Raw genomic sequence first — 21,875 nt, forward strand, 5'->3', positions numbered from 1 at the left:
CCCGCAAGGGGTGGATCAAGAACCGTTTCGAGGCATGCGTGCACCTGCCCGTTTTCCTCAAGCTCATCGACGACAAGAAGCGCCTGCGAGGTGAGCTCTGGTTCGACGTGTGGATCCTCGGCTTCACCTACGACGGATCCCGGCGCGTCGACTACACCAGCAGCATCGAGAACATCCGCACCAAGGCGGTCGCCGGCGAGAACCTGGCCACGGGGAAGATCGACCAAAAATTCAGCCACTCCATCAACGCCTCGGCCAGCGGCCCCAACCCCAAGATGACCAAGCCGACCGTTACCAGCGGCAGCGAGACCATCGCACAGTGGAAGGCCAAGCCCTTCTGGCAGCTCAAGTACACCTCACCCGACACCGGCAAGCTCGACCTGGCCAACACCCAGATCGTGGCAGGGATGGTCTCCCTCGAGATGCGGGCGTCCTCGCCCACCGCGGTGCCGTGGTCGGATCCCGTCATGGCCTACCCGTGGCGCCAGGCGCTCGGGGAAGCGGGGCATCTCGGCATCCCGGAGCTCGAGCCCTTCCTGGAGGGCTACCTCGAAGGCTGGATCCCGGACGGCTGGATCACGCTCACCCCGGATGGGCACCACTGACCGGGTGCGGTTTCGCCGCTGAAGCTGCGGTGAGGAACGTCGCGAGGGCCGAGGTGCACGCGAGGGCTGCGGCGATATGGGTGGGTGCGCCGAGAAGCCCTGAGAGGCGGCCGTAGTGCGTGGTGCTCCAGCGATCGGTGACCGCCGTGGCCTGCAGGAGCGTGAGGTTGCCGACGCCTCCCGCGAGGATCGCGAGGGCGGCCAGCAGTGGCACCGGACCTGGGATGAAGGGCAGCGATGCTGGCGTTTCGCCGTCGAGGGCGATGAGGATGTCGGGTCGTGGCGGCCGTTCGGTTCGAGAGGGCCACGTAGAGGGTGCGGCTGGCGAGCGGCCGGGCATAGGTGTCCACCGGGCCGTATGAGGGCTTCCGCCCCGGACGCGCCGGTGCCCCGGCGGGAGAGCCCGCCGGGGCACCGGCCTCATTCATTCCGTGGCGAGTTGGCCGTCAGTCCCACCAGAACGTCCATACCGATCTCCGGGACTGATCACTAGCAATCGCTGCGTCGCCGAGATCGGGGCAGTACGCATACTGCTCCACTCCGACCTGGGCGACCTCAAGGAGAGTCCGAGGCGGTCGGCTGACAACCAGTTCCAGCGTCGACGAGTCCGCGTAGCGGAACTCTGCTCCGTACCGGTCATGCCAATGGCGGAGCACCGCGACGTGGTCGGCGGGCAGTAGGAGCCGGTCTGGATGGCCCGACCAGTTCGCCGTCCGCAACAGTGCGGGGAAGAGTGCGGGAAGCTCGTAGCCGGCATTCGCCTGGACGAAGTTCAGCCACAGGAGCCCCTCCTCTCGCTCAGTCCGTGGCGCAGACTCCGGGGTTGGATCGGGCCGGAGTGCGAGTTCTGCCTGAAGTGCCATCGGGTCGAACAGTCGTTCGTATTCCTCGATCTCCGACCTGTCTGCCTCACTCCGTGGGGGAAGGTAGATGTCGACCATCTCCCGCAGTCGTGCGGCCACCAATTCGGCCATCACCTCCGACGACTTGGCCCGCAAAGCCGAGCCGAGGAGCTTCCTGCTCCCTCCGGACCACGGCTGGTCACCGCCGTCGTGCTCGACCATGGCACGCGGCCCCAGTGTGGTTACGAAGGGAACCAGACCAGTCCGGTCATGCTGGGCATGCCACCATGCCCATGCGGACCGGACGGTTCTGCGATCAACACGGAATCCGTGGAGTGCGATGTCCGACGCGGAAACCGCGGATTCCACGGCTACCGGCCCTGGCGCGAGACCGTTGGCCTCGCTCTCTTCGGCTAGAAACCTGGCCGCAGCCGCCTGCTCTTCCATCAGTGTGCCCTCCTTGCTCTAACGGAAGTGGATCGGTTCAATTCCGTCTTCGTGCACAACATAGATCGAGGTTAGGTTGACCGTTCGTCGGCTATCTGAGGCCCACTCGTTGACGATCTCCTTGGCGTCGTCCACATCGATATTCTTCAGCTTGATGTAGAGGGCGTCTGCGCCCTTCTTGTTCGCGTCGGACAGCTGATCCCTCACATTTCTCGGCTTGTCCGTCGAAAGGATCTTGAACTCTGAGCGGATGCCGTCGACCCAGGCATCGAACCTCTTGTTGCCCTCGGCCCCTGGAGCAGGGATGTCCTCCCCACGGGACGTCACCGTGTGCTCATCCCGTGCCAGTTGAAGTGCGAGGTTGAACTCATCCTCAGTGAAGGCAGCCTCGCCGCCGTCTTTCCAGCCCTCGTCGATCCGGTCGAGAGCGTCGCCGAAGATTGTCTCCGCGTGCATCTCGCGCTGCGACTGGGTGATGAGGCCGCAGGCGGCTCTGCCAAGCCCGCGCAACTTGGCGCATTCCTTCTGCTGAAGCTTGATGATCACATCGACTTCGTCACTGTCTGCGAGGTATGCCAGCCGCTTCTTCCGAGTGTTGTCGCGGGTCTTCTTCGACCAGTGTCCGTTTCGCTGCTCGTGGTCCACCTTGGCGTACTTCTTCGTGTACCCGTTGGGTTCACGAGAGGGGTCCAGCTCCTCGACGTTCCAGCTACCCCCACCCTCGTACGAGCAGGTGATGCCGTGCTCGATGCACTCGATGGGCTTGAGACCGGACGGGTCCGAAAGCGCGACCGGGTTGTTGTTGGAATAGGTGTACCCGTGTGTCTGCTGCGGGTTGGCCAGGTCCATCAGTGGGTCGACGGAGATGAAACGGCCAATGGCCGGGTCGTACTCGCGGGCACCAAGATGGGTCAGGCCGGTGCCGGTGTCCTTGGTGCCGCCGACGAATCCCTTGTCCCCGGCCCAGCCGGTCGGCTGAGCGCCGCGCTCTTCACCGAAGATGCCTGTCTTGCGCCGGGTTACCGTCTGCGTGGCGTCGGCCGACACCTGGGTGGTGCCTGTGCCGTGGTGGTCGCTGAGCAAGAAGGTCAGCTTGCCACTGGTGCGCATTGCAACCGCCTGGCCGGCGACTGAGTAGTAGCGGGTCCCGGTAACGGTGGTGCCAGCCTTGTCGAGCTTGAGCTCGTTGCCGCCCGGCAGAGTGAGTGTGGTACCCGTGGAGTCCTTGCGAATCAGCCGCTGGCCGGCGGCGTCGTAGAGGTAGGAGTTGTTGTTGGTGCCCTGGACGACTGAGGAAAGATGGCCTTCATCGTCCCAGTTCAGGGTCTGCGTGGCGGCCGACCCGATCTTGCGGGTTCTGATATTGCCTGCCGCGTCGTAGGTGAACACCTCGTCACGGGGGCTGGTCCCAGTCTGTGTGACCTTGGATAGGTTGTGCTTGCCCAAGGTCGGGTCGGCGTAGCTGCGGGTGGTATCCGCCGAAGGCCCTGAGGGCGTCTTGTGCTTGGTCTCGGTCTTGCGGTTGCCGACGGCGTCGTAGGTGTACGTCGTCCAGTACGCATCCTGGCCGCCCACCGCGGTGCCTGAGGGATTGGAAGCGCAGGCGCTTCCCGTGTTGGTCCATGCCTCCGTGATCCGACGCAGCTCGTCGAGGGCGAAGCACTGGGTGTCGGTGGTCCGGGCCGTTCCCTGCCCGAAGCCGGAGGCGATGGAGGTGATGTTGCCGAGCGCGTCGTACGAGTACGTGGAATCCTCGACCCGCTGCGGGGCAACCTCGCGGTCGATGTAGCTCCGCTTCAGAGCGCCGCTGTGCTCGTCGTACTCCTTGCTGACCCAAATATGCTGGGCGAACTCGCCGAGCTCCTGGCGTATGTTACGACCGTAGTGGTCATAGGTGTTCGCCGAGATGATCGGGTCCACGCCCGCGCTGACCGTGTCGAGGAGCCCAGACTCGGCTTTGTACGTGTTGGTGATCTCCTCCTGTGACAGTCCGCCCATCGCGGGGTGCCGTACCCACATCACCTGGCCGGTGTTGGGGTTATAGGAGTTGATCCACTTGTACGTACCGGCAAGTGCCCCTTCGCTGTCCGGGATGGTTACCTGCTGGCCGACCGGCTGGTAACGACTGTTATACGAGGTGATCGAGCTCTCGTACCCCTTGCCGTTCACCCAGCGTGTGGACTTGGACGGCTGGCCCTTGGCGACGGTGTCGAACTCCCAGGTCGCGAGGGCGGTCGTGCCGCTCTTCAAGGCGGTTCGCCGACCCAGCTCGTCATAGTCCGAGTGCAGGCTGACCTGCCGGGCATCCGTGATGTCCGTGATCCGGTCGCCCTTGTCGAAGACGGACTTGGTGGTCCCCTCGTCGGGGTCGTCGACCTGAACCTGGCGACCCCGGATGTCGTAGGTGTACGTCCACTTCGCGCCGGACGGGTCAGTCACCTGCGACAGCTTGCCCACCTTGTTGTAGGCGTAGAAGGTGGACTGCGAAAAGGTCCGGGCCTCGTTGGTGTACTGCCTCTGTTCAACGGTACGGCCCAGAGCATCCACGACCGCGGTGGTCGCGGTGCCACCCTGCGGGGGAATCACCGTAGTGCTGTCACCTGTGTAACTGGTGGTGGTGCGCTTGGTCTCGCTACCGAATTTCTTGGCGATGACGGCTGTGACCCGGCCGGCTCCGTCGTACGCAGTATCCGCGGACGCCGGGTACTTGAGCTCCTGGCCGGTGACCAGGACGGGTTCGGCGGCGCCAGTCGCGAAGTATGAACCGGAGGTGCGCCACGCTTGTCCACGTGTGTTGTAGAACGTCTCGGAGACGATCCGACCAGCCCCGTCTTGAGAGGGTTCCTGTGTCTGTCGCGGGCGCAGGAGTCCGTCAGCGAAGGCATACGCCGCCTTGTATTTGGAGTCGTGAGTCAGGACCTTGGTTGTCGTGATGATCGGGCCGTTGTTGCGGACCAGGTAGTCGAAAACGTAGTTCGGCGAGTCGGGGTACGTGACTGCTGATCGGGCCGGCAGCCAGACCTTGGTGACCCGTCCAAGAGCGTCGTACGACGTCGTCGAGATCTTGCTGTTCGCATCAGTGAGTCGGACTGTCTGACTGCGCAGCGGTTCCAGAGTACTGGTCACGACGTGGCCGAGAGGGTTCGTGACGACCATGCTCGTCGGGACCTCGCCCGTGGCGGGAGTAAATGCCGTCGTCGTGATCTTGCCGTAGGCGTCGGAAGTCTTCAGGACCCGGCCGTGGGCGTCAACGCAGAGCTGCTTGCTGTCTGCACCGCAGATGCTGGGGATCGTGGTGCGGACGTCGTAGCCGTCGCCCTTCCCATTGATCCGCTCGGTTTTGGTTGGCAGACCCTGGCCGGGAACCGTGCCCAGGGTGCCATTGTCGTAGAAGGTGCGGGTCTCATCGACAACATCAACGGGATGGCTCCACGCCGAACCACAGTTCACGGCAACGGTCTTGACTCGGCTGACCTTGTTCAGGATCCCCGTTGTGTCGTTGCGCGCATAGCTCGTGGTTGTGCATGTCTCATCGCCGGTCTTGTCCTTGTCGCCGGTAGAAGACTCGGTGGCGACCATGCCGTAGGCGTCGAAGGTCCGGAGAACCTCGACAGTGCGAGTGCCGCCCGTGACCGGGGTCCGGGCTGACTCCAGTTTTGTGCCGGTCTGGTATGAGACCAGGGCAGGAAGGCCTGTGCGGATACGCGTGGCTATGGCATCATCCGAGCGCCACGGGGTGTAGGAGGTAGAGGTGACGAGCTTCGTGGTGTCGTCGCCGTTGTACGTCGAGGTTTCCCGGGACATGCCCGCGAACTGTTCGCGGTCGGTTACGGCGATGCCCGCGGAGTCCTTGACCTCCTGGCCGTCCAAGCCGCGGAAATAGCGGGTCTCGTTCAGGGTCCTCGGGTCGCTAGCGGCGCCGGTACGAGTCTGTACTCGCCCGTAGCCACGGGCGACAGAGTGGACGCGGTCCTCGGCCTTGGTGAACTCGTCGGTGCTCTTTGCCCACGCGGCGCCGTCAAGGTAAGAGTACGAGGTCACCTTGTCCGGGGATTCGACCAGATTATCGCCCTCGACGACCTGGTTGACGACGTAGGTGTTGAACCAGTCGAGCTTCGCGGTGTCACCTTCGTACGCCCACTTCACTGGGAAGCAGCGCGTCTTGTTCGAGCCGTCGGCCGGCGGCAACGTGGTAGCGGTGCAATCCGGCTGTGAGTAGGTGGCACCGATGGTGCCGCCCGTCTCCGTGGTGATCTTGTAAAGCCGCAGGCGGATGAACGCTGCGAGGCCGTCGCCTGTCTTGTCGACTCGGTTCGCCTTCTGCTCACCTTCGAATGTCACGGGGGGAGTGTCCAGCGACCCGCCCACCAGGCCTGTGCGTTGGATCGACATCAGCCACATGGGCGTGGAGATGCCGTCACCAGAAGGCAGGAAGTCCTGGTTCAAGGCCCAGGAGTCGACATCCTTGTACGACCCGTCGCTCAGCAGCTTGGTAGTGATTTTGGTGAGCCGTTTACGGGACCAGAAGCTCGGGGAGTACTGGTCCTTGCACTCGGCCGAGCCATTCTTACAGTGGAGGTCGAAGGGACTGTCGGGCCAGTTCTTCGCGTTGATCTCGTCGAAGGTGCCGCAGTTGGTTAGGCAGCGTTCAGAGACTCCGAACGTGACCTGGCCCATGGCCTTGCCGGTATAGACCGCGTCCGGCCTCAAGCCGTAGTCGATGTGGTCGAGCCAGCCGCCCCGGATGTACGGGGTGACCGTAGATTTGCCCGTGCTCTCAGAGACGTTGCGACCGTAGTTGTTTCCCTCGGTCTTCCAGTAGTACGCCATGGCGCTGGCACCGGGTGCGACGACGTAGTCGAGCTGCCACCGCCATGCCTGCTGACACCAACCGCTGGCGAAGTTCGCGTTGTAGCAGGGCTCACCGGACTGATTGCCGAACACCGGAACAGTCCAGGTTGAGTTGGTGACCGGATCGTCAGCGGCTGTGCCGTTGTCCTTCCAGCCCGGCAGCCGGTTCAGGCCGAAGAAGTATTGCGTACCGTCAGGCGTAGTGACCTTCCAGTGCTCACCGACACCGTCGACAGTAGCCGTGCCCTGATCGCCGTTGGATGCACCTGTAAGCTTCTCGATCTTCTCGGCGCCGTTGTCCTCAGCGTGCCAGCCCTTGCCTGTTTGGTAGACGAGTTCTGTTGACTTACCGCCGAGATGCAGCGTGGCGTTGTCGTTGTACCAGCATTGGTCACCGACTTTAGTGGTGTTGGTGGCACCGACCTTGTCGTCGTTGCATGCCTTGTATCGACGCTCGATGAAGCCGGGCTCGTACGACCAGCCGTCACCGAGCCAGGAGGGCTGGGTGTTCGAGGCTGCGGTGAGGCCGTCGACTGCCTGGGAGCTGTAGCTCAGGGCGATACCCGGTTTGGTGTTGCCCGGCACGCTAGGTATATCGATGGGGTAAGACCAGTTGAATGAACCGGACGCCCCACCGCCGCTCCATGACCCCGAAGGCTGGAGTGAGGTTGCCTTGTAGTCGCCGGTGGGGCCGGCTGTGTCCGCCGTCGCGCCCAAGACGGTTGCGCCGCCCACCGAAGCTGGGCCCGATTGGGCCTTTACGCCTTCCGGCTTGGACTGAAAGGTTGCACCCAGGGTGTCCACCTGAGCCGAGAGTTTGCCCGACCTGGTGTCGTTTCTGGTCTCAAGAGACTTCTGCGCTCGGCACTCCGAAAGCTCCGGCGTGGTCAATGCACATGCCGGAAGCTCTACCAGATGCAGCCGAGAGGCATAGTCGCCGCCGTAGGCACCGCGGAAGGAGTTGTAGTCCAACTCCACCTCCGCGGTGCCGACCTGTCCGTTGCCGTCTGAGCGGGCAACGGACAGCAGTACTCCGTCAACGCCAGCTTTACGAGCCGCGTCCTGGCCGGCCACGGTGACCTGCACCTTCGATGGGGCTGCACTGGCCCTGCCTGGGGCGGGATACACCGAGACCGGAAGCTTGCCGGCCCGCTGTCCCTCTGCTCCGACGGCCGGCCCCTGCGTTGCACGGGAGCGGAATGACTTCGAGACCGCACCTGAGGTGAGGTCCACCTCCGCCGAACCTGCCGTCGGCCAGACGACCTTCGGCGCTTTCCATGGAGTCGCGGCCTTGTCATCGGCCTTACTGGAACCACCCGTACGGACCGGTGAAACCGGCACCGGATTCGGCTGCTTCAACTCTGGCAGCAGCGGCCGGTCTTTGCTGGCTGCTACGGCTACAGCCCCCGGCAGCATGCCTGAGAGGACGGCTGCAGCCAGTGCAGCAGAAAGCCATCGCCCGCGAGATCTTCTCACACCCCACCCCACCTAACTTTGGAATTTACCGGCGCAGACTAACAGGCCCAATTCGCACATCTGACACTCGGCCATTGGCTTGAATTGGAGGGTCGATATCGCTAACTATTGCAAAGTGGATCTTGTGGAACGAATGGGATGATTCGGTTAAGATCGATATAAATGCGCAGGTCAGGGGTGTCCTATTCTCGGTGATCCGAGTAGAGTCTTCGCGAGTATCAGACACTTGGAGTTTGCGTGACGAGAAGTGATGTCCTATCCGGAAAGCCGGGTGGGCGGGGGATTCATCGAATAATTTCCATGGCTTTGGTGGGTGCGATAGCTGCCGCCGGATTGAGTCTGCTGCCTCCGGGCAGGGCCGCTGTCGCAGCTAGCGATCCCGTGGCGGAAGGCTCGATGACCGCCGAGGATTTCGCGCTTGCCCAAGCCAAGGCAACGGGTCAGCCGTATGAGCTGGCGTCTGCGCGGACCGAGACTTCTGACACGTGGGCGCTTCCGACGGGCAAGTGGTCGGTCAAGCAGCACGGGACAACGGTCCGTGTTCTACGCGCCGGTGTGTGGGTCGGTACCGACCCGACGCTGGTGGTTGGTACCGATGGAAAAGTCACATCGAAGGCATCGGCGGTACAGGTCACCTTCTCCGGCGGTGGTACAGGCCCCCTCCTGACCGGTGTGCGGGATGGCCGGACGCTGTCGCTGACCTGGCCGAAGGCGCTACCGAAGCCGACGCTTGCCGGGAATGTGGCGACCTACGCGAACGTCCTGCCCGACGTGGATCTGCAGCTGAAGGCAGAAGTCGAAGGCTTCTCGCAACTACTGGTCGTCAAGACCGCCGCTGCGGCGCAGCACCCTGACCTGACCACGCTGAAGTTCAAGCTGGACACCGTCGGCCTGAACGTATCCACTGACCCGACGACCGGCTTGATCAGCGCGACCAACCCGGTCGGGCAGAGGGTCTTCACCGCCTCCACCCCGATGATGTGGGACTCCACCACGACGGGAACGGTGGCCCCGGCTGCCGCAGCGGCGCCTTTGCCCCTCGCGGCCGAGGGCGGCGAGGCTCCCTCGGACGCGTTCATTGCTCCGTCAGGGGCGAAGGACGCCCAGATGCCCACGGCCGTGGTAGACGGCAGCCTCGAAATCAAACCGGATCAGGCCCTACTGAAGGGCGCCGCGACGACGTACCCCGTCTACATCGACCCCTCGGTCGCCTGGGGTGAGCGGCAGAACTGGGCGTGGGCTTACCGCAGCTGGCCCACCAACTCGTACTGGAACACGAAGGAGGATGTTCGGGTCGGCTTCGAGACCAAGACGAACGGTCTCTCCCGTTCCTATTTCCAGCTCGACACCGCCAACATCAAGGGCGCCCGGGTATCCAAGTCGACGTTCCGTGTCAGGGAGACCTGGGCCTGGTCCTGCACCAAGACTCCGGTGGAACTGTGGAGCACCGGGCCGATCTCGCCGCAGACCACGTGGGAGAAGCGGCCCAGCCAAGGCCGCTGGCTCGACACTGTCACGGACGCCAAGGGCCGGCCCGAATGCGCCGCCGGAAACCTTGAGTTCAACGCTACCGAGGCCACGAAGGAAGCGGCGTCCAAGGGCTGGTCGAGTGTGACCTTGGGCTTGAAGGCGAGCAACGAGGCCGACGAGTACCAATGGAAGCGTTTCGACCCCAAGACGATCACCCTGGAGACGGAGTACAACAACCCGCCGGACACCCCGTCCCGTCTGGGGACGTCACCGTCGGTGCCCTGCGTTCAGGGAGGGGTGGTTGGTAATACGACGGTCAGTGTTTACTCAATGATCTCTGACCGTGACGGCGGCAATCTGTCTGCCGAGTACGAATTGTTCAAGGCTGGTCAGAGTGCCCCCCTGCTCACCCAGAGCCTCCCTGCCAACAACGGCCGGGTCGCCACCTGGCTTGTCCCCGATGCCAGCCTGCCCAGCGGCAGCTACACGTGGAGGGTTCGAGCCAAGGACCAGGAGAACGTGACCTCGGCCTGGTCCCAGACCTGCAAGTTCACTGTGGACCGGACCAGGCCGGCCAAGGCGCCCAAGGTCATCTCCGCCGCTTTCCCCGACGGTAAGGGGGGGTGGCCTGCCGTGACAGGCAAGGCCCGTACCCCCGGATCGTTCACGATTTCAGCCAACGGCATCAAGGACGTCGTCTGGTACGGCTACTACACCGACTGGAACCCCGAGGTGAAGAGCGCCACTGTCGCCGCCGCTGCGCCGCTGACCATGGAGCTCACGCCGCCTGGCACCGGCCCGCACTTCGTCTACGCCTTCAGCCAGGACGCAGCCGGCAACCGCTCGGACACCACTGCCTATCTCTTCTATGCGGGTCGGTCCAACGTGCGCGATGAGTTGGGCGACGTCAACGGCGACGGGCTCCCGGACATCTGGAACAAAGACCTCTTCGGTAGCCTCCTCACCTACGCCGGGCAGGGCAACTCCAAGTTCTCTGCAGTGACCAACAGCGGAATCAGCCTCACCGCGGCGCGGGCCGCAATCAGCTCCGGCGACTGGGGGCAGGACGGCTACAACGACCTTCTCACCCTGGAGGCCGATTCCATCGACAAGATCGACAAGCTGTATTCCTACCGCAACAACGGCCTCGGATACGTCCAAGCAGGGGAGCGTACGCAGGTTAGGGTGCGCTGCGCTGAAGTCAACGTGGACGAAGGCTGCTTCGAGGTAGACGACCACTGGCAAGGAGCCTCCCAGATCGTTGATCCGGGCGACCTCAACGGCGATGGTCGATCCGACCTGTTGGTCAAGCAGGGCAACCGCCTTTGGGCCTACTACGGTGAACGCAATCACCGCCTTGACATGCATGGCGCGCCGGTCCTCGTGGGGGGCACCGACTGGGACAAGTACACCGTCGTCGCTCCTGGTGACCTCAACGGCGACAGCGTTCCGGACTTGTGGCTACGTGACAACGCCAGTGGCGATATTCTGCGCAGCTACGGCAAGAAGAGCACGGATAACAAGATTGTCGACCTTGCTACCTGGGGCACACAGACCCGCACCAAGGTCGGCTCAGGTGTGACTCAGGCCGGCTATCCGTCCCTGGGCTCGGCCGGAGACATCACCGGTGACGGCGTGGCTGACTTGTGGGCGCGGCAGTCTGATAACACCGTGGTCGGCTGGGGCGGTGTGGCCTCAGGCGGTACTGTCACTTCTTTCTCGGCCCGCTTCCAGATCGACGGTGTACCCGGTGCGAAGATCCCGGCGGGTACCACGTTGTCTTCCGGTAAGGAGTTTGTCTCCGGCAACTCCAAGCTGGTCATGCAGGCCGACGGAAACCTAGTGCTGTACGCGAAGGGCAAAGCCGTCTGGGCCACCGGGACCAACGGCAACCAGGGTGCCCTGGCTCGGATGCAGAACGACGGCAACCTCGTCGTCTACAAGGCCGACGGCACCACTGCCCTGTGGAGCAGTAAGACAGCCACCCCTTACTCCTACGCCGTGCTCCACCCCCGCGGTGTGCTTGTCCTCTACAACGCCTCCGGGCAGAGCCTATGGACCAGCGGAAGTCAGGGCCGGCCCGATTACAACGCTGACGGCTTCACCGACGTCATCGTTCGCGATGTCCACGGTGTTCTCTGGGTCTATCCGGGCACCGGTGGTACAGGCACGAGCACTCTCGGCGCGCGGTACTCCGCCGGGCATGGTTGGCAGCGTGACTACTGGACGAACATCTACAACGCGGACTTCAACAATGACGGCCACACCGACGTAATCGCGCGCAACCTCCACGGTGAACTACACCTGTATCCGGGTACCGGTAAGGCTGGAACCAACACCCTCACCAACCCTGTATTGATCGGCAGCGGCTGGAATATCTATGACCTGGGTTTTGGAGACATCAACGGTGACGGCCGGACCGACGTCATCGGCCGGGACAGCGGCGGCGGCCTGTGGCTCTATCCGCATGTAGGCGGCACGGGGACCCAGTCGCTCGGTGGTCGGATCTCGATCGGCGTCGGCTGGTCGTCCGCCGACTGGTCCACCCTCCGATTCGCCGATCTCAACAACGACTACAAGGTCGACATCTTGGCGCACCGCAGTACGGGCGATCTGTACCTCTACCCGAACACGAGTAAGGGATCAGTGAGCCTCGGTAACCCGAGCGTGGTCGGCATTGGCTGGCCCAACGCCGATTGGACGCCGTACGCCAGCGACCTCAACAGTGATGGCTCATCGGAGCAGGTCGGCGTGACCCGTAGCGGTGAGCTCTACGACTTCCTCCCCGCCGGTCGCACCTTGATCGGTACCGGTTGGAACGGCTACGACATCATCCTCTGACCCCAGACCGCAGTGAGGGGAGAGTCCGGTACGGACTCTCCCCTCACTCGCGTGCCCTCTTCTTTGCCCTAAGCGCCCGTTCCCGTTCCTGTGCTGGAGGAGCGGCGTAGGGGCTCGAGACCTCGGGTAAGGCTGCGCTTCAGGATGGCGGCAAGGGGGCGTTCAACGAAGCGGTGGACCAGCCAGGCGGCGGCGAGCATGCCCACAGTCATCACGGCGACCAGCGCCCAGGGGGAGAGGTCGTGGCGGAGCAGGCGGATTCCGGTCCAGCCGATGTGCTCGTGGAGGAGGTAGAGCGGATACGTGGTGGCGCCAGCCACGGTGAGCCACTTGCCGCGGATCCAGGAGAGCTTGCCGAGCGCGAGCGCGAGCATCACCAGATAGCCGAGGGTCATCAGCGCGATGGCGGGCTTAGCATCCATATTCCGGCCGAGGCTGGCGGCCAGGCCGTCGCTGTAGAGGGTGACCTGGCGGACCGAGAAGAGCCACGAGATCGCGACGATGCCCCAGAGCAGCAGGGTCGGCTTGAAGCGGTACATGAGGTACATCGCCACGCCGGCGATGAAGTACGGCGAGTACTCGGGCATGAGGATGTAGTTGGCCAGCGGCGCCCGCCCGGCGGTGACCAGTACGCAGGCGACGGTCCACAGTACGCAGAAGAGGATCACCCGGCGGTAGGTGACACCCTTCCACACCACCAGGGCGAACAGCAGGTAGAAGCGGATCTCGACCCAGAGGGTCCAGTACACGGCATCGACCGAGCTGACCTTGAAGGCTTCCTGGAGCATGGTGAGGTTGAGGAGCACGTCCTTCGCGCCCAGTGGCTGTACGACGACCGGCCAGAGAGTGACCACCGTCGTGGTGGCCAGGACGGCGAACCAGTACGCGGGATAGAGCCGCACGACGCGGGACGTGAAGAAGTCGCCCAGACTACGGCCCCAGCTGCTCATACAGATCACGAAGCCGCTGATGATGAAGAAGAGCTCGACCCCGGTCCACGTGTACGAGCCCAGCCAGGAGGCTGTGGGGAAGACCACGTCTACCGGCTTGGCCCAGGCGTTCTCGGAAGCTGTGGCGCCTCCCCCATACCCAACGTAGTGGTGGAAGACCACCATGAGCGCGGCTATCAGGCGCAGCCCGTCCAATGCGGCCAGCCTCGGACGCTTCCGGGCGGCCGGCGCGGGCGTAGGCGCGGGCGCGGTATCAGCCTCGGGAGCCGGGCTGGATATGAGGGGGGGCAACATCTTAAAGATGCTACTAAGAACCTGCCGTCTGCAACGAAGCCGAAGCTCGGCTGGACTCCTATGCCGACAGACCGCAACTCACGCTCGACCCGCTAACGAGGACGATCTCGCGTCGAAGCCGCTGCCCCCGCGTCGGCGGGGGGTCTCGTAAAGGCGGAGGAATGGCTGTGTAGGGGAGGCGAGTCGAAGTGACAGTCGCAGGCTCTGCGAGGAGTTTCCTGCAGCGCCGTCGGTAGGCGCCTGAGCTGCATCGATGCCCTGAGCGTCCGCGGACAGGCCCCAGCCGGCGATTTCGCAGTAGGTGCGGGCGCCGCGGGCTCGGGCGTGTTCCTCGGCTTCGAGGATGAGGAAGGCGGCGCCTTCGCCCAGGACGAAGCCGTCGCGGTGTTCGTCGAACGGCTTGGAGGCGTGCGCGGGACTTCTGGTGCCGCGGGCGAGGGCGCGAAGGGAGGCGAACGCGGCCATCACGGTGGGGTGGATGACGGCCTCGGTGCCGCCGCCGACCGCGACGTCGATGTGGCCGGCCCGGATCCGATCGGTGGCCTCGGTGCCCGAAGCGCACGCGGAGACGATGGTGCGTGCCTCGCCGCGGGTGTCGAGGTCGATGGCGATGCGGGCGACCGCTCCGTTGGGGACCGTCATCGGGCTCGCGTGAGGGGAAACGTGGCGGGGGTCTTTGTCGCGGAGCTGGTGGGAGGCGTCGACGAGGGCGGGGGCCCCGTCGATGATCGTGCCGACGCTGAGACCGGCCGGGTGAGGATCGACGACGGGAGTGTCCAGGCCCGCGTCGGCCCATGCCTCGCAGGCCGCGAGGACAGCGAACTGGGACCCCCGGTTCATGGTGCGGGCCTGGGCGCGGGGCAGACAGTCGGCAGGCTCGATGGCGGCGGGCGCGCCGATGCGTACGGGCAGGTCGGCGAACCTGTCGTCGAGTTCACGGATGGCGCTACGGCCGGTGAGGAAGCGGAGCCAGAAGGAGGCGGTGTCGCCGCCGAGCGGCGTGATCATGCCGATGCCGGTGACGAGCACTCGCCTGCGGGGGCGCGGGGCGTCGGGGGTGTCGGCCATGGGGACGGTCCTCCCGAAGGTACCGATCGGGGACCGTGCGCCCCGACCGCTCCACATCTGCCGCTCATGCGACAGCCGCAGGTACCTCCACGGTGCCCGTGCGCCGAGTCGGGGCGGCGGGGCTTTGGCCCTGAATCGCCTTGGCGTACGGCCCGCTCCGGGGCCCTCCCGGTGACTACGAAGGGAAGAAATGTGCCTCCGTAAATTCGGTCTGATGCGATGACACGCGGAGAATAGCCAACTATTTCGATTGCGCAGGCGGGTCTGCTACAGGCATCCGTTGGCCAGAGGTCGCCGGTCGGGAAGTTGTTCCGGCCAACCCTTTTCGTCTTCACCTGCGGCCGGGAATCCCCTGTTTGGCGAACAGCTGACCTGGGTCATCTGCCCGTTCCTTGATCATCTATAGGTGCTTGTTCCCTGGGTTCGGCTTGAATCCCTCGGTGACTTCGTCATTGTTTTTCGGACGACACTGCAATTCTGATTGCAGGGAAAGGGGAGGGATCGCACTCTGGGCCATTAAATCCACGACTGAGTTATCAGGGGGAGAGTATGTCCGAGCTCATGAGTGCGGGGGATCTGGCGGCGATGGGGGCTGCGGCGCTGGTCGCGGAGATGGCGAGGTCCACGTGGCAGGGCGTGCGTGATGCTGTGGCCCGGTTCTTCGGCAGCAGGGACGAGGAAGGTGCGGCGGGGCAGGTGCTCCAGCTCGATGCGGGCTACGAGCTGCTGAGCCGCACCGATGATGCGCACCAGCCGGCAGCGGAGAACGCCCTGCGGACCACGCTGGGGATCCAGCTGGAGGCGTTCTTGCGGAGCCAGCCGGAGGCTGCCGCCGAGTTCCAGGCCCTGATCGAGAAGACCACCGGGGTGTCCGGGCCGGTAGAGGGCAGCCGGCTGAGCGTGCGGGGCAACACCAACAGCCAGATCGTCGTCTCGGGCGGCTCCATCACCGGGAACACCCTCCACTACCGGCCGGAGGCCCAGCAGTGACCGAGGACAACCACCGCGCCGGGTTTCCGGGAGAACCGCAGAGGCTCGGGACGCCGTCCGCGCCCGGGAACTCGCCGTCCGCGGTGCCTTCCTTCGGCTCGCCGCCGCCTGCCGTGCTCAAGCCGCCAGCGGCCGAGTTGCAGGATCCGGCCGCCGAGCCGGACCCTGACCCTGCCGCCGAGGCGAAACCGGTCGGAGTCGAGGTCAGCGACAACAAGAACTCTCAGATCGTCATCGCCGGCCGCGACGTGACGATGCACAGCAAGCCCCCGCTGACGGTGACGCCCATCCCGTCCGCAGAGGTCGAAGCAGTCGGCCTGGCCTGGGTGGGTACGGGGCACCAGCACGAGCGGGTGAGCACCGCCGAGGACGCCAGGGTGCTGATGGCCGGGCCGGGCCCGGCGCTCGCGGTGGTCGCGGGCGCGCCGGGCATGGGCAAGCGGACCGCCGGCATCCGTGCCCTGTGGCAGCTGTCCGACGCACGCCGTCGCGACGGTGCGCAGCCGCTGGACCTGCAGGAGGTGCACCCCGACTGGGAGCGCCCCGAAAGCCCGGACATCGAGCTCATGCCGAAGGCGGAGGCGACCGGGTACCTCCTCGATGTCGCGTCTGAGATCGATGCCTGGAAGGCCCCGGGGGACGTGGCCAAACAGCTTCTGGCGCACGCCGAGAAGCTGCGTGAGGTCGGCTCGTACCTGGTGGTCATCGCCAACGAGGACGGGTGGCCCGCCGAGCAGTCCGGTGCGTTCGACCGTGTGCTGGTCACCGCCCGGATCCGGCCGTCCGCCCACGAGATCGCCATCGCGCACCTGAAGGCGCTGTACGGGAAGCCGGTCTGCGCGGACTGGCTGCAGCGGCCCATCGTGGGCAGCCCCGGCCCGGCCGCGATGCTCCTGAGCGCGAGTTCCACTCCCGCGGATGCGGTGCGGCTGGCCGCGAGACTGGCCGCGGTCGAGGAGTCCCTCGAGGGGTTGGAGACGGCGAAGTCGGCGTTCCAGGAGTGGCGTACGGACGTGAAGAACGTGTTCACGGCCACGGAGGACAAGCCCGAGGACCGGGCCTTGCTGATCGCTGCTCTGTTCCTCGACGGCGAGGACGCTCTCACGGTCCAGGAAGCGGCCCGCGCGCTCCTCAAGGACGACAAGGTCGGGAGCGTCAGGGAGATTCTCACCGGCCCGGACCTGACGAGCCGCCTGAACAAGGTCGGGGTCGAGGTCGAGAGCCGCAAGGTCAGCCTCGACCACAAGGCAGGCTACGCCCGCGCGGTACTGGTGCACCTGTGGCACCAGCGGGCCGACATCCACAAGCCGCTGCTGGCCTGGCTCGACCAGCTCGTCACCGCAGAGGCCGGCCCCGGCAGGCTGCGGACGATCAGTGACCTGCTGGTGGAACTCGCGATCGCCGAGAACGACTTCAGGGCGATCACCACCATCAAGGAGTGGATCGGGAAGGACAGCAGGGACGAGCACCTCGACCTGATCGCCCGTGTCCTCACACGGGCTGCCGAGGCCCCCGCTCTGGGACCCCAGGTCCGTTCCAAACTCCTGGACTGGGCCCAGGAGACGTCCTCCGAGTCGGTGGCCCGTGTGGTGGCTCTGGTCTGCCAGGGAGAGTTCGCCGAGCACTATCCGAGCCAGGCGCTGGTCCGCCTCAAGCACGTCCTGGGCCGCCCCGACCACGACGAGGCCGTCAAGACTGCCGAGGCCGCCCTGCGTACGACCGCCCGGGCCCGGGGCCAGCTGCCCCGGTTCTGGACGGCGCTGGGAAAATGGTCTGCTGAAGGCCGCCACCTGGCCGCCCACCGCGCTTTCCTCGCGCTTGTGGACCCGCAGGAGGACCCCTGGATCCTTCAGGTCATGCTGTCCTCGGCCGAGCAGCACCCCGACGTCAAGGATGCGCTCATCGACAGGTGGAGTGCCGCCCTTGGGAACTCCAAGGTCGACGCCGAGTCCCGCCAGGTCCTCCACAATTGGGCACACGCTTTCGTCGACGGACATGTCGAACTGGCTATGGTCAAGGAGATCCTTGACGAGGTCATCCAGCGCCACCTGGGTAGCTCGCCCATCTCCGACCTCATGTTCGGAGCACCCGGAGTCGCCTACGACGAGGCAGTCGTCTCGCTGCGTAAGGCCCTTCGCATGCCGGCCCAGCTCCAGCCCTGGCAAAGTCACGGCTCCGGCTACGCGGGGTCGTGACATGGCGTGGTTCAAAAGCAGGCGTCCTGGTACCTCCCGCAAGGGCCTGAACAGCGAACTCGCCCACATCGAAGCGCGCCTGGCCAGCAGGCACGAAGGGATCGGCTTCCACGTGGTGATCACCGCGACTGTGATCAGTGACCCGCCGGCCGACATGGACGCCGTCCAGGCCATCGCCGGCATCCGGGACACACTGCGGCATGCGGCGGCGGACGTCCTGCGGGTCCGTGATGCGTTCGACCTCGCCACGGTCCAGGACGTGTGCGCGGCCGAGCTGGGACGGGAACGGTCCCTCGCCGCTGTTCCCCGCCTGCTGTTCACCGCGAAGGCCACCGTCGGGCTGCTCGCCGAAGACCGCGCCGCCGTATCGGCCCTTCTGGGGGCACAGCGCCAGCAGACCATCGCCGATGAACTGCGCCGCCAGAGGGCCGAGGCGCTAGCCGTGCGTCTCTCACAACCTGCGACGCTCCTCGCGCACTGGCTCGAAGAAAAGGACAGTGACTGGACCAATGCACCCAGGCCCGAAGACACCGCCAAGATGGCCCAGCGCCTGGCAGAGCACCGGCCCGTCGAGCACCTCGGTGTGGAGTATGCGCTGGTCGACGTCGTACGCCAGTTCCTCAGTACCTTTCCCGAGCCATCCCAGAAGGTGATGATCCACGCGATTCTGGCCGGAGGCATGCGCGCCTTGGACCGCCACGACCACGCAGACCGCGTGGAGGCACTCGCCGGCAGTCTCGAACCGGCTCAGGTAGGTGGCCCGTGAACAGACGGCTGGCCTTAATCGCGTCCGGCTGGTGGTGCCCGTGAGTACGACGCTGTGGCGGTGGCTGCTGTCGCCGCGGACCAGCTGGCACGTCTGGCGGGCGGTACGGGCCTCCCGCGGGGACCTTTCCTTCGATGTGGCCTGGCGCCAGACCCGGGTACGGCTCCATCCGGACGAAGCCGATTACCGGGCAGCAGGCCACCGGAGGGACGGTGTCCCGCGGGCGGACACCGCTGCGGAGCAACCCTCTGCGATCAAGCCGGACGGGCCATAACCGCTGCCTCCACAAGGAGGACCAGCCCCAGACCTGCAGGACGGCCTCCGAGACCTCTCCGGCCTCGGAGGCCGTTGGCCGTGCTCGGCGGCCGTAGGAATCCTCGAAGCGCCTAGTGCGGGCCCCGCATGTCGCTCCTCATTACAGCACCGAGTGAATTCCACGAATGGTCGATAGGGATTGAGGGGACGTCTGGGTGGATCATTTGGACGGGTGAACTGGGATGGAAAGCCCTCTCTCCGCCCTGTGGCCGGCAGCTCAGGTTCGGCGGGTCCAAACGGTGTTCCCGGTGGTGCGGTGGCGTTGGAGCCCGTCACGCCGATCGCGTACGGAGCCCCCAATCAAGATCGTTAGCTGGAGCCCGTGACCTGGCGGAGGCCTCGCTGTCCACATGTGCACCAGTGGTGGAGATGGCGGGGACCGCCAAAGCCCAACGACCTGTTTGTCCCGTTCTCAAGCTGTCCATTGTCAGTGCTGCATGCGAGTCTGTGAGTACGCAGCCGGCAGGAACGAGCGGAGGGCATTGGCATGCGGGCATTGACCGTGCGTGTTCGGCATACAGATCCGCCTGCTCCTTCGGGATGCAGATGGTGCGGCGAGGAACAAAGCAGCCACGGACACCGCTGGGCTGCGTCCGCGGGCATGCACACGTGGGTGGCCCCTACGCGCGCTCAGCGCCTGAGCCGGATGAAGGCCCGCCGCTCACGTAGGATCTCTCAGTCGTCCGCGGGCCAATAGCGCTGCCCGGCATCACTGGCGATCTTCATGGCGGTCTCGAAGGCCTTGGTGAGGGAAGCCGGAATATCCGACGGTCCCCGCAGCTGACGGGTAAGCGCCACGACCATTTCTTCCTTGGAGCGGGGCGCATCGGCACAATGATCACGAACCAGAGTGTGCAGCTTCTTGCTGAACTTGCCCTCCGAACGTAGTGCCTCCACGTCCTCGGGCGTCCACTGCAGCTCGTCACTGCGCGGCCACAGGGCATTCATGGTGTCCGCCCACTGATCGCTGCCGAACACGTCCTCAAGTTCGTTCGGGGCTCCGATGAAGATGCAGTCGTCCTCTGCGAAGCCCTGCTTCTTCAGCCGGTCGATGTTGAACTCCTTCTGCTTGTCCGTGAGGGAGTCCGCGTCGACCATGAACTTCACCGTGCGGTGGTGTTCCTTGAGGAACTTGGCGAAATTGAGCGCCCCGTCGTTGCCTCCGCATGCCCACAGCGCGATGCCGGCGGACTGGATCGGGTAGCCGAAGGCAAGCTTGAACAGGGCCGGGAGCGCCGCGTACTCGGTAGCTCCTTCGACCCCGATGAAGCACCTTTCGTGCAGCAGGACGCTGTTGCGGAACCCTAGGGACGTCGCCATGTTCGACAGGAAGCGGCGCGTGTCGGCATCCGTGTCGTTGCTGGTGAGGGACTGGATGTAGGCCCGGCCGTTGCGGCTGTGCAGGTGGACGATGTCCTGGATGTCCACGCCGTCGATCAGGTTGAGTGAATGGGTGGCGACGACCACGGTCGACTGGGCTCCGCTGGCCGAGGCTTTGATCATCTGCATGACGCGCCGCTGGTGGTCGTAGTCCAGGTGGGTGTCGGGCTCGTCGTAGACGATGATGACGCCGCCGCCCGCGCTGTCCTCGGTTGCCTCGGAGAGGAGCTGCTGGCTGGCCTCCCACAGTGCCAGGGTGACGCGCCGGGACCGGCCGGCTCCCGCGGCTGACAGAGGTACCGTCTGCTGCCCGCTGGCGGAGGCCGCGAGAGCCACGCTGACGACGGACGGCTTGAACTGGATCTGCGGCTCGAGGGTGAAGTCATCGAAAGCGCAGCGCTCCAAGACGAGCTTGCGGAGGTGGTCGGCGTCCTCCTGCAACTGCTTGGCGAACTCGTCCTCCAGGCCGGTGATCTTCTGCCGGGTCGGCTCGTCCAGGGTGTACTCGCGCAGCTTCGCGGTGAGGATGCTGCGGACCACTGCTTCCGGCGACTCGGCGGAGTCGCCCTTGAAGTAGAGAAGCTGAGGCAGAGCGTCCTTGACCACAGGCGGCGCCGCAGCCCAGTCGGTCATGTGAGGGGTCAACGCCGCGTGCTCCTCGAGGACCTCCATCCAGCTCGCCCGGACGTTGGTCTGGCCGGGCTGGAGGCTCAGACCCAGGCTGGAGGCCAGATCACGAAGTTCAGTGACCCTGAGTCCGTGAAGATCCCTGAGCTCAAGGCTCTGGGGAACCCAGGACTCCCACTCCAGGAGGGCTCCCTGCCCTTCCACGAACCGGCGACGGATCCGAACCGGGGAGGAGGTGTTGAGGAGCTTTGCCTCGCCAGCCGAGAGCTCGAACCTTCCCTCCACGGTCACCGTGCGCGGCGGCTCCTCATCGTCGAGTGCCGGGAGCGCGGACCGCTCGGCTACCCCGACCGCGAAACGAGAGATATCGCTTTCCAGGATGTCGCGCTCGCCAAGAAGAAAGGCCAGGGCATCCAAAGTGGCGGTCTTCCCGCAGTCGTTGTGGCCTGCCAGGATCGTTTGCTTCCTGATCGGGATGTCCTGCACGTGCGCCAGGGAGCGGAAATTGCTGACGCTGAGCCCGATGAGTTGCACGACGCTCCCTTGCTTCTAACGGTATGGCCGCCGGAGTGCGCGCGACGGTCACCGCTGGTAACACACCCTTCGACTGTGGGTGGGGAAGACTCTAGCGCCTGTCCGCCATGCGGGTGCAGCTGTGCACCATCTGGGTGCACAGCGAACGTCGCGGTCTCTGAATACCGATACGAGGGGGAAGTTTTCAGCCAGTCACTTCCCGGGCCGGCCATGAGGCGTCACCG

General features: G+C 65.1%; 11 protein-coding genes. 5 read left to right on the forward strand and 6 right to left on the reverse strand.

Annotated elements, in window-relative coordinates; translation table 11 throughout:
- The first annotated feature begins 38 nt into the window (after positions 1 to 38).
- Complete coding sequence (locus ACE1OC_RS23955; RefSeq protein WP_407838739.1) at positions 39 to 605, forward strand: hypothetical protein; 567 nt, start codon at positions 39 to 41, stop codon at positions 603 to 605.
- Here ACE1OC_RS23955 and ACE1OC_RS23960 read toward each other — a convergent pair.
- From ACE1OC_RS23960 to ACE1OC_RS23970, 3 genes are all read right to left on the reverse strand, one after another.
- Positions 583 to 819, reverse strand: a complete 237-nt coding sequence (locus tag ACE1OC_RS23960; RefSeq protein ID WP_407838740.1) for a hypothetical protein — start codon at positions 817 to 819, stop codon at positions 583 to 585. The genes ACE1OC_RS23955 and ACE1OC_RS23960 overlap by 23 nt on opposite strands.
- A 232-nt stretch (positions 820 to 1,051) precedes the next feature.
- Positions 1,052 to 1,894, reverse strand: a complete 843-nt coding sequence (locus ACE1OC_RS23965; RefSeq protein ID WP_407838741.1) for a DUF4253 domain-containing protein — start codon at positions 1,892 to 1,894, stop codon at positions 1,052 to 1,054.
- 18 nt (positions 1,895 to 1,912) lie between these two features.
- Positions 1,913 to 8,104 carry an RHS repeat domain-containing protein gene (locus tag ACE1OC_RS23970; protein WP_407838742.1) on the reverse strand — a complete coding sequence of 2,064 codons (6,192 nt, stop codon included), beginning with the start codon at positions 8,102 to 8,104 and terminating at the stop codon, positions 1,913 to 1,915.
- Positions 8,105 to 8,617: 513 nt separating this feature from the next.
- Here ACE1OC_RS23970 and ACE1OC_RS23975 point away from each other — a divergent pair.
- Positions 8,618 to 12,532, forward strand: coding sequence for an FG-GAP-like repeat-containing protein (locus ACE1OC_RS23975; RefSeq protein ID WP_407838743.1), 3,915 nt, complete (start codon positions 8,618 to 8,620; stop codon positions 12,530 to 12,532).
- A gap of 68 nt (positions 12,533 to 12,600) precedes the next feature.
- On the opposite strand, the gene ACE1OC_RS23980 is transcribed toward ACE1OC_RS23975, so the two are convergent.
- Together ACE1OC_RS23980 and ACE1OC_RS23985 are read right to left on the reverse strand one after the other, a co-directional pair.
- A complete protein-coding gene (locus ACE1OC_RS23980) occupies positions 12,601 to 13,776 on the reverse strand; it encodes an acyltransferase family protein (protein ID WP_407838744.1) in 1,176 nt (391 codons plus the stop codon).
- Between the two features lie 78 nt (positions 13,777 to 13,854).
- Entirely contained in the window at positions 13,855 to 14,844 is a 990-nt protein-coding gene (locus ACE1OC_RS23985) for a beta-ketoacyl-[acyl-carrier-protein] synthase family protein (RefSeq protein ID WP_407838745.1), read from the reverse strand.
- A gap of 549 nt (positions 14,845 to 15,393) precedes the next feature.
- Between ACE1OC_RS23985 and ACE1OC_RS23990 the strand changes: the two genes are divergently transcribed.
- The 3 genes from ACE1OC_RS23990 to ACE1OC_RS24000 all read left to right on the forward strand — a co-directional run bounded on the left by ACE1OC_RS23990 (position 15,394) and on the right by ACE1OC_RS24000 (position 18,795).
- Positions 15,394 to 15,834, forward strand: a complete 441-nt coding sequence (locus tag ACE1OC_RS23990) for a hypothetical protein (protein ID WP_407838746.1) — start codon at positions 15,394 to 15,396, stop codon at positions 15,832 to 15,834.
- Positions 15,835 to 15,947: 113 nt separating this feature from the next.
- A complete protein-coding gene (locus tag ACE1OC_RS23995) occupies positions 15,948 to 18,029 on the forward strand; it encodes a hypothetical protein (RefSeq protein ID WP_407838747.1) in 2,082 nt (693 codons plus the stop codon).
- A gap of 1 nt (position 18,030) precedes the next feature.
- Positions 18,031 to 18,795: a hypothetical protein gene (locus tag ACE1OC_RS24000; RefSeq protein WP_407838748.1), complete on the forward strand. Its 765-nt coding sequence runs from the start codon at positions 18,031 to 18,033 to the stop codon at positions 18,793 to 18,795.
- Positions 18,796 to 19,785: 990 nt separating this feature from the next.
- On the opposite strand, the gene ACE1OC_RS24005 is transcribed toward ACE1OC_RS24000, so the two are convergent.
- Positions 19,786 to 21,651: an ATP-dependent nuclease gene (locus ACE1OC_RS24005; RefSeq protein ID WP_407838749.1), complete on the reverse strand. Its 1,866-nt coding sequence runs from the start codon at positions 21,649 to 21,651 to the stop codon at positions 19,786 to 19,788.
- Positions 21,652 to 21,875: the final 224 nt, after the last annotated feature.

Origin of the sequence: Streptomyces stoeckheimensis (assembly GCF_045822005.1) — a bacterium.
GTDB classification, from domain to species: domain Bacteria; phylum Actinomycetota; class Actinomycetes; order Streptomycetales; family Streptomycetaceae; genus Streptomyces; species Streptomyces stoeckheimensis.